The 13,029-nt window shown below is 74.7% G+C and carries 10 protein-coding genes; 2 read left to right on the top strand and 8 right to left on the bottom strand.

The annotated features are described in order from the left end of the window. Nucleotides 1–2: 2 nt before the first annotated feature. From ACK8HX_RS10595 to ACK8HX_RS10580, 4 genes are all read right to left on the bottom strand, one after another. Nucleotides 3–1,922: a glycosyltransferase gene (locus ACK8HX_RS10595; protein ID WP_411940659.1), complete on the bottom strand. Its 1,920-nt coding sequence runs from the start codon at nt 1,920–1,922 to the stop codon at nt 3–5. Further along, the gene (locus tag ACK8HX_RS10590) at nt 1,915–3,138 is read right to left on the bottom strand and encodes a glycosyltransferase family 2 protein (protein ID WP_411940658.1); all 1,224 of its coding nucleotides are present in this window, start codon (nt 3,136–3,138) and stop codon (nt 1,915–1,917) included. Before ACK8HX_RS10590 ends, ACK8HX_RS10595 begins: the two co-directional genes overlap by 8 nt. Nucleotides 3,139–3,190: 52 nt before the next feature. After that, a complete protein-coding gene (locus tag ACK8HX_RS10585) occupies nt 3,191–4,198 on the bottom strand; it encodes a DNA topoisomerase IB (RefSeq protein WP_411940657.1) in 1,008 nt (335 codons plus the stop codon). Between the two features lie 189 nt (nt 4,199–4,387). Continuing rightward, nucleotides 4,388–4,909, bottom strand: a complete 522-nt coding sequence (locus tag ACK8HX_RS10580) for a PaaI family thioesterase (RefSeq protein WP_411940656.1) — start codon at nt 4,907–4,909, stop codon at nt 4,388–4,390. A 55-nt stretch (nt 4,910–4,964) separates the two neighbouring features. On the opposite strand from ACK8HX_RS10580, the gene ACK8HX_RS10575 reads away from it, so the two are divergent. Both ACK8HX_RS10575 and ACK8HX_RS10570 read left to right on the top strand, forming a co-directional pair. Then, nucleotides 4,965–5,450, top strand: a complete 486-nt coding sequence (locus ACK8HX_RS10575; RefSeq protein WP_411940655.1) for a winged helix-turn-helix transcriptional regulator — start codon at nt 4,965–4,967, stop codon at nt 5,448–5,450. Between the two features lie 161 nt (nt 5,451–5,611). Continuing rightward, a complete protein-coding gene (locus tag ACK8HX_RS10570; RefSeq protein ID WP_411940654.1) occupies nt 5,612–6,409 on the top strand; it encodes an inositol monophosphatase family protein in 798 nt (265 codons plus the stop codon). A 29-nt stretch (nt 6,410–6,438) separates the two neighbouring features. Here the strand turns inward: ACK8HX_RS10570 and ACK8HX_RS10565 are convergent, their stop codons facing one another. The 4 genes from ACK8HX_RS10565 to ACK8HX_RS10550 are packed head-to-tail and all read right to left on the bottom strand — an operon-like array spanning nt 6,439 to nt 12,910. Beyond that, nucleotides 6,439–8,526, bottom strand: coding sequence for a hypothetical protein (locus tag ACK8HX_RS10565; protein WP_411940653.1), 2,088 nt, complete (start codon nt 8,524–8,526; stop codon nt 6,439–6,441). Beyond that, nucleotides 8,523–8,927 carry an adenylyltransferase/cytidyltransferase family protein gene (locus ACK8HX_RS10560; RefSeq protein ID WP_411940652.1) on the bottom strand — a complete coding sequence of 135 codons (405 nt, stop codon included), beginning with the start codon at nt 8,925–8,927 and terminating at the stop codon, nt 8,523–8,525. The genes ACK8HX_RS10565 and ACK8HX_RS10560 overlap by 4 nt, the downstream gene beginning before the upstream one ends. Nucleotides 8,928–8,954: 27 nt before the next feature. Further along, nucleotides 8,955–10,115 (bottom strand): glycosyltransferase, encoded by a 1,161-nt coding sequence (locus tag ACK8HX_RS10555; protein WP_411940651.1) that lies wholly within the window; start codon nt 10,113–10,115, stop codon nt 8,955–8,957. Then, nucleotides 10,112–12,910: a bifunctional glycosyltransferase/CDP-glycerol:glycerophosphate glycerophosphotransferase gene (locus tag ACK8HX_RS10550; protein WP_411940650.1), complete on the bottom strand. Its 2,799-nt coding sequence runs from the start codon at nt 12,908–12,910 to the stop codon at nt 10,112–10,114. Before ACK8HX_RS10550 ends, ACK8HX_RS10555 begins: the two co-directional genes overlap by 4 nt. Nucleotides 12,911–13,029: the final 119 nt, after the last annotated feature.

Genomic DNA, 13,029 nt, shown 5'->3' with positions numbered 1-13,029 from the left:
CGTCACCGCCGCCGGAAGGTCAGGCGCAGGACCGCGTAGGCCGGGGCGTCCCCACCGGCGGCGACGAGCCGCGCGTGCCGCATCCGGTCGAGGACGTCGCCGTCGACGTCGCCGACGAGGGTGAGCCCGAGGTCGTCGGCACGGGCGAGGATGCCGCGAACCCCGGCCGGGCGAACGGCGAAGTCGGGGTCGTCGTCGCCGATCGGCACCGTGAGGACGAGCAGGCCGCCCGAGCGCAGCGCCCACGACGCCTGGCCGACGGCGTGGTCGACGTCGGTGGCCGTGCACCCACCGGGGTGCAGCCGGGTGATGACGTCGAGGCTGGCCGTGTCGACGTCGAGGACCTCGACGGCGGCGCGCGGCCCGGTCAGCTCGAGCTCGACGGGCGCGAAGCCGACGGCCCGCGCCCACCGCCCGAGCGGTGACCCGGTGCCGGACTCGTCGACGATGACGCTCGACCGGTGGCCGTCGTCGCGGATCCGGATGATGGCCGCGAGCGCACCGAGCGCGGACCACGCGGCCACGGGCTCGCCGGGGCGCGGCAGGCCGAGCGCGCGGGCGATCTCGACGGCGTCGACGGCGTCGGCGTCGAGAGCGAGGAGGTCGGTGGCGCGCACCCTCTCGGGCAGGTCGGTGGGACCGATCTCGACGACCGGGCCGCGTCGGGCCCGGATGCCGGCGACGAGCGCCTTGGCGCGCCCGACGGGCGACAGGGGCAGCGGCGGCGGCTCGTCGCCGTCCTCCGCGGGGGGTGCCGCGAGCGCCTCGATGCCGCCGACGTAGTGGGCCCACGGACCGGAGAGGTCCGGCGCACGCACGGCCGCACGCAACCGGTCGGCCTCCCCCGGCTCGGTGAGGCGGCGCAGGGCCCCGACGAGCGCGTCGCGGTCGGACGGCGGGACGAGGACGCCGTCGACGCCGTCGCGCACCTGGGACGGGAAGGTCCCGACGGCCGAGGCGAGGACGGGCAGGCCGTGGTGGCGCGCCATCAGGGCGTTCTGGGACGCCGTGGCGGAACGGTAGGTGAGGGTAAAGACGTCGTGCCGCGCCATGAGCGCGGGGATGCGGTCGGCCGGCACGTACCCCGGGTGCACCTCGACGCGGCCCTCGAGGCGCGGGTCGGCGGCGAGCTCGCGGACGCGGCGGCCGGCCTCGCCCCACAGCTCGCCCGCCACGGTGAGCCGGACGCCGGGGACCTCGCGCATCGCGTCGACGAGGAGGTCGACCCCCTTGTACTCGCGGACGATCCCCAGGGCGAGGAGCCGCACGTCGGTGTCCCCGGCCGCCCGCTCGGGCCGGGGCTCGGGGTCGCCACCGGGCAGGTGCGGCGGGAGGTCGAGCTCCTTGACCCGCGCGGCGCCCAGCGCGGCCGCCATCCGGGCCTGCTCGTCGGAGTGGACGACGACGGCGTCGACCCGCTCGAGGAAGGACCGCATGAGGGGACGGTCGGCGGGGTGCGCCTCGTGCGGGAGGACGTTGTGGCAGATGACGACCGTGCGGGGCCCGCGGCCGCTCGACGACGTCCTCCCGACCCCGGCCGCGCGGAGCAGCGCGAGGTGGGCGGGGACGACCGCGGGGATGACGTGGACGACGACGATGACGTCGACGTCGCGCAGCCGCCGCCCCGTGCGGACCCACGTGTCGGGGCGCGCCCACGACAGCACGCGCAGGGTGCGCGGGAACGGCTCGACGTCGGGGCTGCCGCCGGGCACGGCCTGCTCGCCCGGGTAGAGCAGCGAGGGGTAGAGGTGGCTCCACGACACGAGGGTGACGTCGTGGCCGGCCTCCGCGAGCTCGTGGGCCAGCGCCGTGGTGTGCGCGGCGACACCGCCCTTGAACGGGTGGGTCGGGCCGACGATCGCGACCGACAGCTGGGCCGGGTGGGCGCCCGCCTGCGCGCCCCCCGTCGCGGCGTCAGACACCGTCGCGGGAGCGCACGACGAGGTCGGACAGCAGGGCGAGCGAGCCGATCATGATCCCGCTGACGACGAGGAGGACCGTGCTCGCCGGGAAGTAGAACGGGTGGCGCACCATGTCGACGACCGCCTTGACGAACCCGATGACGACCATCCACAGCGCCGGCGGCATGAGGACCTTGAGCGGGTCGAAGTACATGACCATCCGCAGCACCTGGAGGATGTAGCGGTAGGCGTCGTTGACGAAGTGGAACTTGCTGACGCCGGCCCGCTTCGCGTACGAGGTGTCGACGTACTTGATGTCGTGCTGGTTCGACAGGAACGCGATGGTGATCGTCGTGACGCACGAGAACCCGGCCGGGAGCAGGCGCAGGTAGGGCAGCGACACCTCGCGCCGGAAGGCCCGCAGCCCGCTGTTGAGGTCGGGGATGCGGGTCTTGGTCAGCCACTCGGCGATCTTGCGGATCAGCCACTTCGCCGGGACGCGCGCCCACTTGTGGGTGCCCTCCTCGGTGGTCCGGGCCCCGACGACCTGGTCGTAGCTGGCGTCGTCGCGCAGGATGCGGACGAGGTCGGGGATCTTCTCGTTCTCGTACGTCATGTCGGCGTCGGTCCACACGACGATCTCGCCGCGGGCCTGCTGGGTGCCGATCCGGCGGGCCGTGCCCGACCCGCCGTTGCGGCGGAACGGCAGGATCCGCAGGTTCGGGTAGCGCTGCTGGGCGTGGCGCAGGACGTCGAGGGTGTCGTCGGTGCTCGCGTCGTCGATGCAGAGCAGCTCGTAGGTGAGCTCGCTGGCCTGCATCGTCGCCGTGATGCGGTCGATCTCCTGCAGGACGTGGGCGCCCTCGTTGTAGCAGGGCAGGACGATCGTCACGTACGGCTCGGGGGTGCGCCCGCCGGGCCCGTCCTCGATGGGGTACGCCGGGTGGCCGGTGCGGGCCGGTGCCGGGGTGCGCACGGGCGCGGCGTCGTCCCCTGTCGTGGCCGTGGCCGTGGCCGCCGGGGCGGCCTCGCCCACCTGGAGGCGCGGGAGGACGTTCGTCGCCGCGGGGTCGTCGCTGCGACCGGCCATCTCGCCGGGGCGGACGTCGATCTTCTCGGTGTCGCGCGGCGCGTGGACCGGCGCCTGCGCGACGGTGATGTGCTCGGTCGGCGCGGCGTGGAGGGCGGAGTGGTCGTCACCGGGCTGCGCCGGCACGTCGGAGGGCTGCTCGTTCATCGCCCGCGAGCCTACCCGCGGCGCGGGCCCCTCCCCGCCCGCCGGGCGGCCGTCAGGTCGCGCGGTCGATGAGGCGGGCGACCGCCTTCTCGATGGCGGCCTGCCGCTTGGCGTCGTCGCGGTACCGCTTGCGGAGCGTCGGCGCGATCGTGACCCCGTCGTCGTACTGCTCGATGACGCGGGGGTCGACGTAGCTCTTGCGCGCGATCGTCGGGGTGTTGCCGAGGTAGGCGGCGACCTCCTCGACGGCCGCCTTGACCGCGCGCCGCCGGGAGGCCGCGGTGTCGCCCTTCTCGGGGCTCTCGGCCAGGGCGACGGCCGCGAGCACCGTGGCGTGCCACGTGCGGAAGTCCTTCGCGGTGAGGTCCTCGGCCACCATCTGGGTGATGTAGGCGTTGACGGCCGAGGCGTCGAGGTCGGCCCAGCGGGCCTCGTCGCGGTACGCGAGAAGGCGTTTCGAGCCGCCCCGCCTCCTGCGCATGTAGTTCAGGGAGTCGATGACCTGGGGGTCGCTGATGACGATGGAGTGCTCGATCCCCGACTTCCCGACGAAGGAGAACACGAGGTCTCCGCCCTGGCGGCGCACGTGGCGGCGCTCGAGGGTGGTCAGCCCGAAGGAGCCGTTGGCGTCGGCGTAGGCGTCGCTGCCGATGCGGAAGTAGCCGAGGTCGAGCAGGCGGGTCGCGGTGGCGGCGGCGCGCACCATCGGCATCCCCTCGCCGACGAGGTCGTCGATGATCCGCTCGCGCGCCTTGGCGAGGCGGGCGCCGGCGACCTTGACCCGGTCGAACTTCAGCTCGTCCTGCCTGGTGCGCCAGTCCGGGTGGTAGAGGTACTGGCGCCGTCCCGCCGCGTCGGTGCCGACGGCCTGGATGTGCCCGTTCTCGAACGGGCAGATCCACACGTCCTCCCAGGCGGGCGGGATGGCGAGGGCCTTGATCCGCTCGACCGACTCCTTCGGGAGGGGGTCGCCGCCGGCGTCGCGGTAGGAGAAGCCCTTTCCCGCCCGGCGCCGCGTCCATCCCGTCGACCGCGGGGACACCCGCCGCAACCTCGCCATGTCCGGACCATACCCGTGCCCGAGGGCCGGCAACCCTGCAGGTCAGCCGCGTTCGACACGTCCGGGCGCGTGTGCCCGGGTGGCCGCCCGCGCGACCACCTGAGCACACGCCAGCCGACCGTCCGGGCGCGTGTGCCCAGGTGGCTGCCCCCACGACCACCTGGGCACACGAGGCGGTCCGGCGGCGGGTCAGGGGGCGAAGATCATGCAGCTGCTCGTCGCGTGCGCGACGAGCCGTCCGGACTCGTCGGTGAGCCGCGCCTCGGCGAGCGCCGTGCGGCGGCCGCGCTGGATGACGACGCCCTCGCAGGTGAGCAGGCCCGACTCGACGGTGACGGGGCGGAGGAACTTCACCGACAGGTCGAGGGAGGTGTAGCCCTCGCCGCGCTCGAGCGTGGAGTGGACGGCGCAGCCGGTGGCGGTGTCGAGCAGGGTCGAGATCACGCCGCCGTGGACGCCCCCGAGCGGGTTGTAGTGGAACTCGGCCGCCGGCATCTCGACGACGACCCGCCCGCGTTCTGGGCGCATCGCGGTGAAGCCGAGGGTGTCGAGGATCGGCGGGTGCGGCAGCTCGCCGGAGACCATCGCCTCGAGCTGGCCGAGGCCGTCGAGGGCGAGGAGGCGGCCGAGGTCGCCCTGGCCGGGCGTGATCCACGAGTGGGTGCGCGTCTCGGTGCGGAACTCGGTGCGGTCGGGCTGGGTCTGCGTCATGGACCGAGCATGCGTCATCCTTGCTGGGTCTGTCAACAAGACCTAGCATGGCCGCATGGCCGCCCCCCCTGCCCTCGCGTTCTCCACCGACAACTGCACGATCGGGCGCGCGATGGACGTCCTCGGCGAGCGCTGGACCTTCGTCGTCCTGCGTGAGGTCTTCAACGGCATCCGCCGCTTCGACGACATGCGGCGGCACACCTGCATCCCGCGCCAGGTGCTGACCAACCGGCTCGCGGTCCTCGTCGAGCAGGGCATCCTGCGGCGCGTGCCCTACCGCGAGGCCGGGCAGCGCGAGCGGCACGAGTACCGGCTGACCGAGAAGGGGTTCGACCTCTACCCGGTCCTCGTGGCGGTCGCGGCCTGGGGCGACCGGTACCTCGCCGGGCCCGAGGGACCACCGATCGAGTTCGAGCACCGCGACTGCGGCGCCGCCGTCGAGGTCGGGCTCCGGTGCGCTGCCGGGCACGAGCTGGCGGGGTCGCGCGAGGTCCAGGGCCGCCCGGGCCCCGGCGTGCGGCCCTTCGCCGAGCCCGCCTGACCCACCCCATCCCCGTGTCGTGTGCCCAGGTGGTCGCCCCGGCAGCCACCTGAGCACACGACTCTGATGGGAGGGCGGCGGCGGGGGCCTGCGCCGCCGGGCCGCGCAGCCGCCGCCACCCGGGGGCGGCGGCCGGGAGGGGGTGTGGGAGCGTGGTGCCCATGCCGGGCCTGTCGACCGACGCCGTCCTGGACCTCCTGCGCGAGGTCGCCGCCGAGGTCATCACCCCTCGCTTCCGGTCGCTGGCCGCCGGCGAGGTCATGGAGAAGAACCCCGGCGACCTCGTCACCGTCGCCGACCGCGAGGCCGAGGTCGTCATCACCGCCCGGCTCCTCGACGCCTACCCCGAGGCGGTCGTCCTCGGCGAGGAGGCCCACAGCGCCGACCCGTCGCTCATGGACCGCTACCTGGCCGCCGACCACGCCTTCACCGTCGACCCCGTCGACGGCACGAAGAACTTCGTCAACGGCTCACCGGACCACGCGGTCATGGTCGCCGAGACGGTCGCGGGCGAGAGCGTCCGCGCGTGGATCTGGCAGCCCGAGCACGAGGTCGCCTGGGTGGCCGAGCGCGGCGCCGGCACGTACCGCGACGGTGAGAAGGTCTGCACGACACCGGTTCCCGGCGACCGGGCGCCGCAGGGGGTGACGTCGATCTGGGCGATGCGCGACCAGGGCCTCGGCGACCTCCCACCGATGCGGCTGTCCTGGGTCTGCTGCGGCGTCGACTACCCCAAGCTCGTCGAGGGCGCGGCCGACTACATCGTCTACAGCCGCTCGAACCCGTGGGACCACGCCCCGGGGACGCTCCTCGTCACCGAGGCCGGTGGCGCGGTCGGCCATCCCGACGGCACCCCCTACACCCCGCGCTCCCTGCGACCTGGCGTCATCGCCGCGGCCGACCAGCACACCTGGGCGGCCGTGCAGCGGCGCGCCCGCGACGCGTTCACCCGCCGCTGACCCCCGGGTTCGTCCCACCCGTGACGGGGTCAGGAGGTCGGAGCGGACGCGATGAAGACGCGGATGCCGCCGCGGTCGGTCCGGTCCGGCCGGCGGTCGAGGGCGTGCTCCTCCTCGGCGAAGCGGATGTCGACGACCGGGGTCGGCTCCAGCCCGAGGACCTCGAGCGCCTCGGGGCCGTCGGCCGCCAGCAGCACCAGCCGGTGGCCTGAGGACGCCGTGCCGGCCGCAAGCTCGTCGACCACCGACCGGAGCCGGGCGGGGTCGCGACGGACCGGGGTCGTGGCGAGGAAGGTCGGCACGCCGCACATGCCCCTCACGACCTGGGGCCACTCGGAGGACGCCCGGCTGTCGATGCCCAGCACGACGTCATCCGGCCCGAGCCGGGCACACACGTCGGACACCGCTGCGAGGGAACCACGTTCGACACCCACTCCCCGGAACGGCCAGGTGGCGACGACCGCCGGAACCGCCACGCCGACGACGAGCAGGCCTGCCACGAGGCCCGACCCCCAGGCGCGCCCGGAGCCAGGGAACCGGCGGCCGACCCACCACCCCGCGACGACGACGAGGGCGACGACGAACGGCAGGGCGACGAGGAGGCGGCGGTCGGCCCACGGGTGGTCAGGGGTGATGCCGGGGCGCACCAGGGTGAGAACCGTCGAGCCGGCCGCGACGACGAGCACGGGCAGCCACGGCTCCAGCCGCCCCTCCCCCACCCGCCGCAGGCCGGACCGGAGGGCGAGGGCGAGGGCGAGGAGGGCGACGGCCAGCGCCGGCCACCCGACGTACCAGGAGAGCCAGTCGACGGTGTGCTCGGCGTAGGTGCGCCCGCCGTCGACCGGCAGGCCCTGCCGTTGCTGCATCCCCGCGACGTAGCGCGCCCCGGGGTCGTTCGGGTCCTGGCGCACGGTCATCCACAGCGGCCGGCTGACGAGGACGAGGCCGACGACGACCACGAGGCCCGCCGCCAGGTCGGGCACCCGCGCGAGCGCCCCCGTCCTCGGATCACCCTCGCGGTGCCCCGGGCGGCGCTCGGTGCGGCGCCAGAGCCACAGCCCGCCGGAGGACACCACCGCGGCGGCCACGGCCATCGCCACGAGGGGGACGAGGCTCGCGGCGATGTCGCCGAGGTACCGGTACGACAGCGTCACCGCCGCGGCGGACGCGACGAGGGTCGAGGCCGCGACGCCAGCGAGCAGCGGACGCACCCAGCGCCCGGCCAGGGCAGCCCCGACGGCGAGGAACGGCACGAGGAGCAGCACCTCGCGCAGCGCGTCGACCCGCGCGAACCCGGTGCCGCCCAGCAGGACCCCCGAGAGCAGCGCCAGCCGCCGCGTCGACGGTGCGTCATCGGAGGAGCCGTCACGCGCCAGCGCGAGCACGAGGGCGAGCAGCCCGCCGACGAGGGTCACGAGGGCGAGCTGCTCCGAGTACGTCCCGCGGGCCACGTTGAGCACGGGGAAGAGCAGCCCGGTCAGCCCGGCGGCCGCCACGCCCCACCACGGCCCCGTCGCCGACGCCACGAGCAGGCCGAGGAGGACGAGGACGAGCCCCATGGCGACCGCCGGGAGCACCTGGGCCACGGCCGACTCGCCGGCCCACCACCCGTAGCCGTAGACGACCGCGGGCGCGAGGAGGAACTGCGGCTGCACGGACGGCGAGGCCGGCGGGCCCACCTGGTAGAACGCACCGCTGCCGACCGAGACGTCGCCGCGCTCGAGCGGACCCGGACCCCCGATGACGGACACGTCGACCGGGACCACCCGGTCGTGGGTCGTCGCGAGGCTCACGGCCGCCTGGAGGTTGCTCGCGGCGTCGCGCCGCACGAGGACGTGCTCGGAGTGGGTGGCTCCCGCGTAGACGGCGAACCCGAGCGCGAGCGCGACGAGCGTGCCGGCGGCAGCCACCGGCACCCGCACCCCCGGCACCGACCGCACGGCGAACCCGGCGGCCACGGCCAGGAGGACCCCCAGCGGCCAGGCCACCCACGGGGCCCACCAGCCGAGCGCGGCGAGCGGCCACCCGGCGGCGCAGACGAGGACGAGCCAGAGCCCGGCGCCGAGCCCGACGCGGGTCAGGACCTCACCGGCCCGGCCCCCGCCGGCGGCCGTCACGACCCGAGGCCGGCGATGTGCTCGATGAGGCCGGTCGTCGACACCGACGGGGTGCGCGGGAGGTAGACGACCTCGCAGACGTCGCCGACCCAGTCGAACCTGCCGGTCCAGTCGTCGCCCATGACGAGGACGTCGGCGCCGTGCTCGAGGATGTAGTCCTTCTTCTGCTCGAGGGACTCCTCGAGGAAGACGGCGTCGACGACGCGCATCGCCTTGACGATCTCCATCCGCTCGTCCTCGCTGTAGACCGGCGGGCGGCCCTTCTTCGAGATGTTCAGCTCGTCGGCCGACACCCCCACGACGAGGCGGTCACCGAGCGCTGCCGCCCGCTCGAGCACGCGGACGTGCCCGACGTGGAAGACGTCGAACGTGCCGAAGGTGATGACGGTGCGCTCGCTCATGGCACGGGAGCCTAGCCAGCGCGGGGCTCAGCGCAGAACCCGGGCGAGGAGGTCCTCCCACTGGTCGAGGACCGTCGCCCGCGCGAAGCGCCGCGCCGACCGCCGGCCGGCCTCGCCCATCGCGCGGCGGCGCGGCTCGTCGTCGAGGAGGCCGGCCAGGGCGCCCGCGAGCTCGTCGACGTGGCCGCGGCGCACGACGACACCGTCGACGCCGTCGGTGACGATCTCGCGGACCCCGGGGGCGGAGTCGTAGCTGATGGCCGGGGCCCCGCACGCGAGGGACTCGGCGAGCACGAGCGGCAGGCCCTCGGTGCGCGAGCTCAGGACGCTGACGGCCGAGCGGCGCAGGACGGCGGGGACGTCGTGGGTGACGCCCATGAGGCGCGCCGACCCCTCGAGACCGAGCTCACCGACGAGCGCCTCGAGGGAGCCGCGCAGGGGTCCCTCCCCGTAGAGCTCGAGGCGCCAGCCGGGCCGGGCGGGAGCCACCTGCGCCCAGGCGCGCAGCACGTGGTCGAGCTGCTTGTTCTCGTCGTAGCGGGCGATGACCGACACGAGCCGCTCGCGCCCGCCCTCTCCGGCGGAGGAGGCGACGTCGCCGTCGAGGTCGCGGTCGAGGTCGGCCGGGAGGGCGTTCGGCATCCACCCGGTGTTGTTGAAGTTCAGCCGTCGGAACTCCTCGGCGTCCGCCCGGGTGAGGAGGAGGAACTTGTCGAGGTTGCGGTAGGTCCGTGACAGGCGCCCGTAGTCGCGCCCGGCGCGGGCCGCCTCGAAGGACGCGTGGTACTGCCCGATGATGCGCGTCCCGCGCCGCATGACGGCGTCGAGGCCCAGCTCGGCGACGAGCTCCATCGTCCAGACCTGCGCGCAGACGAGCACGCCGTCCTCGTGGTCGGCGAGGGTGCGGCGCAGCGAGTCGAGGGCGTCCCGGCGCCACGCGGCCCGGGTGCGACGGCCGGCGCGCCCGCCCGGGTCCGGGTCGTCGGTGAGGAAGCCCGTGGAGACCCCGAGGGCGGCGAGGGGCCCGAGGTCGACGCGGTCGTCGTCGGCGACCGGGCTGACCCCGCGCAGCGACACCTCGTGTCCCCGCTCGGCAAGACCGACGGCGAGGCCGCGCGTGACGCTCTCGGCCCCACCGATGCCGTCGACGTGGTTGCTCATCACGAGGACGCGCGTCCGGCTCGTCACCGCTCCCCCTCTCCGAGAAGGGCCTCCAGGGCCCGCGCCGACGCGCGGCCGTCCTCGAGGCCGCACCACCGCTCCCGGAAGCCGGCCCGGCGGTCGGCGAACACGTCCTCGCCGTCGAGAGCCGACCGCAGGGCGGCGGCCAGCTCGGCCGTCGTCCCGGTCAGCGGCCCGGGGGCGATCTCCGGCAGGTCGACGTAGGTGCCGCGCGCCGCGAGGTACTCGTCGAGGTCGGGGACGTGGAAGACCATCGGCCGGTCCAGGTGGGCGTAGTCGAACATCACCGAGGAGTAGTCGGTGACGAGGACGTCGGCCGCCGCGTAGACGAGGTTGACGTCCTCGACGGGGGTGGTGTCGAGGACGCGGTAGCGCAGGTGCCCGGGCACCGCGACGGTGTTGAGGTAGTGGGCCCGCACGAGGAGGACGACGTCCTGCGGGAGGCCGCCCACGAGCTCCTCGACGTCGACCGGCAGCTCGACGTGCCGCGTGGCGCCCGGGCTGCTCTCGCGGAAGGTCGGCACGTAGGCGACGACCCGTGCGTGCGGGGGGACGTCGAGCGCGGCGCGGGCGTCCTCGCGGGTGAGGGAGCCGTCGACGAGCGGGTCGTTGCGGGGGGTGCCGTAGCGCACGAGCTCGGCGGTGGTGCCGAACGCGGGGACGAACACCTTCTCGAAGTACGGGTTCGGCACGCAGAGCAGGTCCCAGGCGCCGACGCCGCGGTCGGGGTGCAGCGGCACGGGCTTCCCCCCGGGGACGTCGCGGCCCATCTTCTTCAGGGGGATGCCGTGCCAGGTCTGGAGGTACCGCTGGCCCGGCCGCTTGCGCACGTACCCGGGGAAGGTCTGGTTGTCGACCCAGTACCGGGCGGTGGCGAGCGCCCTCAGGTAGGCGGTGGAGCCGCGCGTGACGAGCTCGACGTCCGGGTGCGGCGGCTCGTGGCCCTCGGGCAGCACCCAGACGGCACGCATCCCCGGCCGGCTGCGCCGCATCTCCTCGTAGACGTACTTGGGGCTGTCGGCGTAGACCGTGCCGAGGTGCGCCTCGAAGACGACGAGGTCGTCGCGGATCGGCAGCCTCCGCAGCTGGGCGTACGCGCGCCGGCCCCACCGGCTCGACGACCCGGGACGCAGCGACCTCGTCCGGCGCCGCAGCGCGGGCAGGACCCGTGTCTCGACCCGGCGGCCGGCCTTCTCGCGCAGGCCGCGGCTCATCAGCACCCTCAGCTGGGGGCGGCCGGTCTCCGTGGGGGCGACCTCGAACGCTCGCCCGAGGGCGCGCATCCAGACCGGCAGCCCGGCCTCGACGGCGTGCGGCGGGAGGGCCCACAGGAGTGGCTGGCGCACGGTCCGGGCGCGCACCCGGGTGAGGAGGTAGGCGACCCAGACCGCGTCCTGGGCCGCCGCGAGCGCGGGCAGCCCGACCTCGACCTCCCAGCGCCGCTCATGACCGTCGGCGCCGACGACGGTGAGCGGCAGGTCGGTCGTGACGGTCGGGCGCGGCGCCTGGCGGACCAGCCGCAGGGAGAGGGCGTGGTCGCCGTCGTCGAGCTTGCCCATGGGGTCGACGGTGCGCCCCCGCAGGACGAGGCGCATGCCGCGCTGCTGGACGCCGGTGAGCTCGTGGAGGAGGTTGACCGAGGGCAGCGGGGCGTCGAGGACCCACGGGTCGACCTCGAGGAGGGTGTTCTCGAGCGCGTCCTCGGCCCAGCGCGGGTCCGGGGCGGTGTCGCTGCCGCGTGCCGCGACGCGCGCGCGGTCGCCGTGGCGACCGACCTCGAGGGCGAGCACGTGGTGGTGGTTCCACTGGACCGCCTGGCGCAGGCCGACGACGTCACCGCGCAGCGCCATCCCGTAGACGACGCGCAGCGACATCGTGAGGTCCTCGTAGCGGTCCGCCGGGATGGAGCGCAGGTACGGGCCCGCCTCCTCGAGGACCCGCTCGATGACGCCGTCGTCGAGGAGGACGTCGCGCAGGTAGAGCCGCAGGTCGTTGCGGAGGAACTTCTGGTCCTTGAGCCGCTGGAGGTCCGCGTCGCCGCGAGCCGCGATGTAGGCGTCGATCCGGCGGTGCACCTCGAGTCGGTGGCGCAGGCTGGCGATCTCGCCCCGGCGCTGGGTGATCGAGCGGCGCCCGGCGCTCTGGTAGACGTTCCAGACGTAGACCATCTCGGGGATGACGGCCCACGACCGGGCCTCGGTGTACGCCTGGATGCTGAACAGCTGGTCCTCGAAGTGGACGTCCTCGGGGAACCGCAGCCCGGTGCGGTCGAGGAACTCGCGCCGGTAGAGCTTGTTGACGCTGAGGACGTCCTCGACGAACCCCGGCTCGTCGGCGAGGCCGTGGACGACGCGCCGCTCGTCGAAGAGCCCGCGGAACCACCACGAGGAGCCGCCGGTGCTGACGTACTCGCGTCGCACCGCGCCCACGGCGAAGTCGGAGCCGGTGTCCTCGAGCGCCTCCAGGAGGTTCTTGCACGCGTGCCGCTCGAGCCGGTCGTCGCTGTCGAGGAACATCACCGTGGGGGCGGTGGAAAGCTCGATCCCGACGTTGCGCGGCCGCCCGCAGCCCCCGCTGTTGACGGGCAACGTCGTGGCCCGGACGCGGGGGTCCTCGGCGACGAGCGCGGCCGCGACCTCGGCGGTCCCGTCGGTGCTCGCGTCGTCGACGATGACGACCTCGAGGGAGCGCAGCGTCTGCCGCAGGACCGACCGCACGGCGTTCGGCAGGCGCGCGGCGTCGTCGTGGACGATGACGACGACGGTCAGTGCCGGCGCCGGCGCCGGGTCGGCCGTGCTCACCCTGGGGCCCTCCTCCGTCGTCGTCTTCCCCGCACCGAGGGTACCGAGGCGCCGGGTGGCCCGGTCCACGCCGGGTGGGCGGACGACCGTCGAGGGCGGACGGGACGAGGCCGGGGCAC

The sequence above is a fragment of the Oryzobacter faecalis genome, assembly GCF_046764005.1.
In the GTDB taxonomy this organism is placed as follows: domain Bacteria; phylum Actinomycetota; class Actinomycetes; order Actinomycetales; family Dermatophilaceae; genus Oryzobacter; species Oryzobacter faecalis.
This window is presented reverse-complemented; position numbering and strand designations above follow the sequence as displayed.

What these genes read in the sequence shown, in the direction of transcription:
- ACK8HX_RS10590 (WP_411940658.1), bottom strand. Translation starts at nt 3,138, where the DNA reads ATGAACGAGCAGCCCTCCGACGTGCCGGCGCAGCCCGGTGACGACCAC.
- ACK8HX_RS10585 (WP_411940657.1), bottom strand. Translation starts at nt 4,198, where the DNA reads ATGGCGAGGTTGCGGCGGGTGTCCCCGCGGTCGACGGGATGGACGCGG.
- ACK8HX_RS10580 (WP_411940656.1), bottom strand. Translation starts at nt 4,909, where the DNA reads ATGACGCAGACCCAGCCCGACCGCACCGAGTTCCGCACCGAGACGCGC.
- ACK8HX_RS10575 (WP_411940655.1), top strand. Translation starts at nt 4,965, where the DNA reads ATGGCCGCCCCCCCTGCCCTCGCGTTCTCCACCGACAACTGCACGATC.
- ACK8HX_RS10570 (WP_411940654.1), top strand. Translation starts at nt 5,612, where the DNA reads ATGCCGGGCCTGTCGACCGACGCCGTCCTGGACCTCCTGCGCGAGGTC.
- ACK8HX_RS10560 (WP_411940652.1), bottom strand. Translation starts at nt 8,927, where the DNA reads ATGAGCGAGCGCACCGTCATCACCTTCGGCACGTTCGACGTCTTCCAC.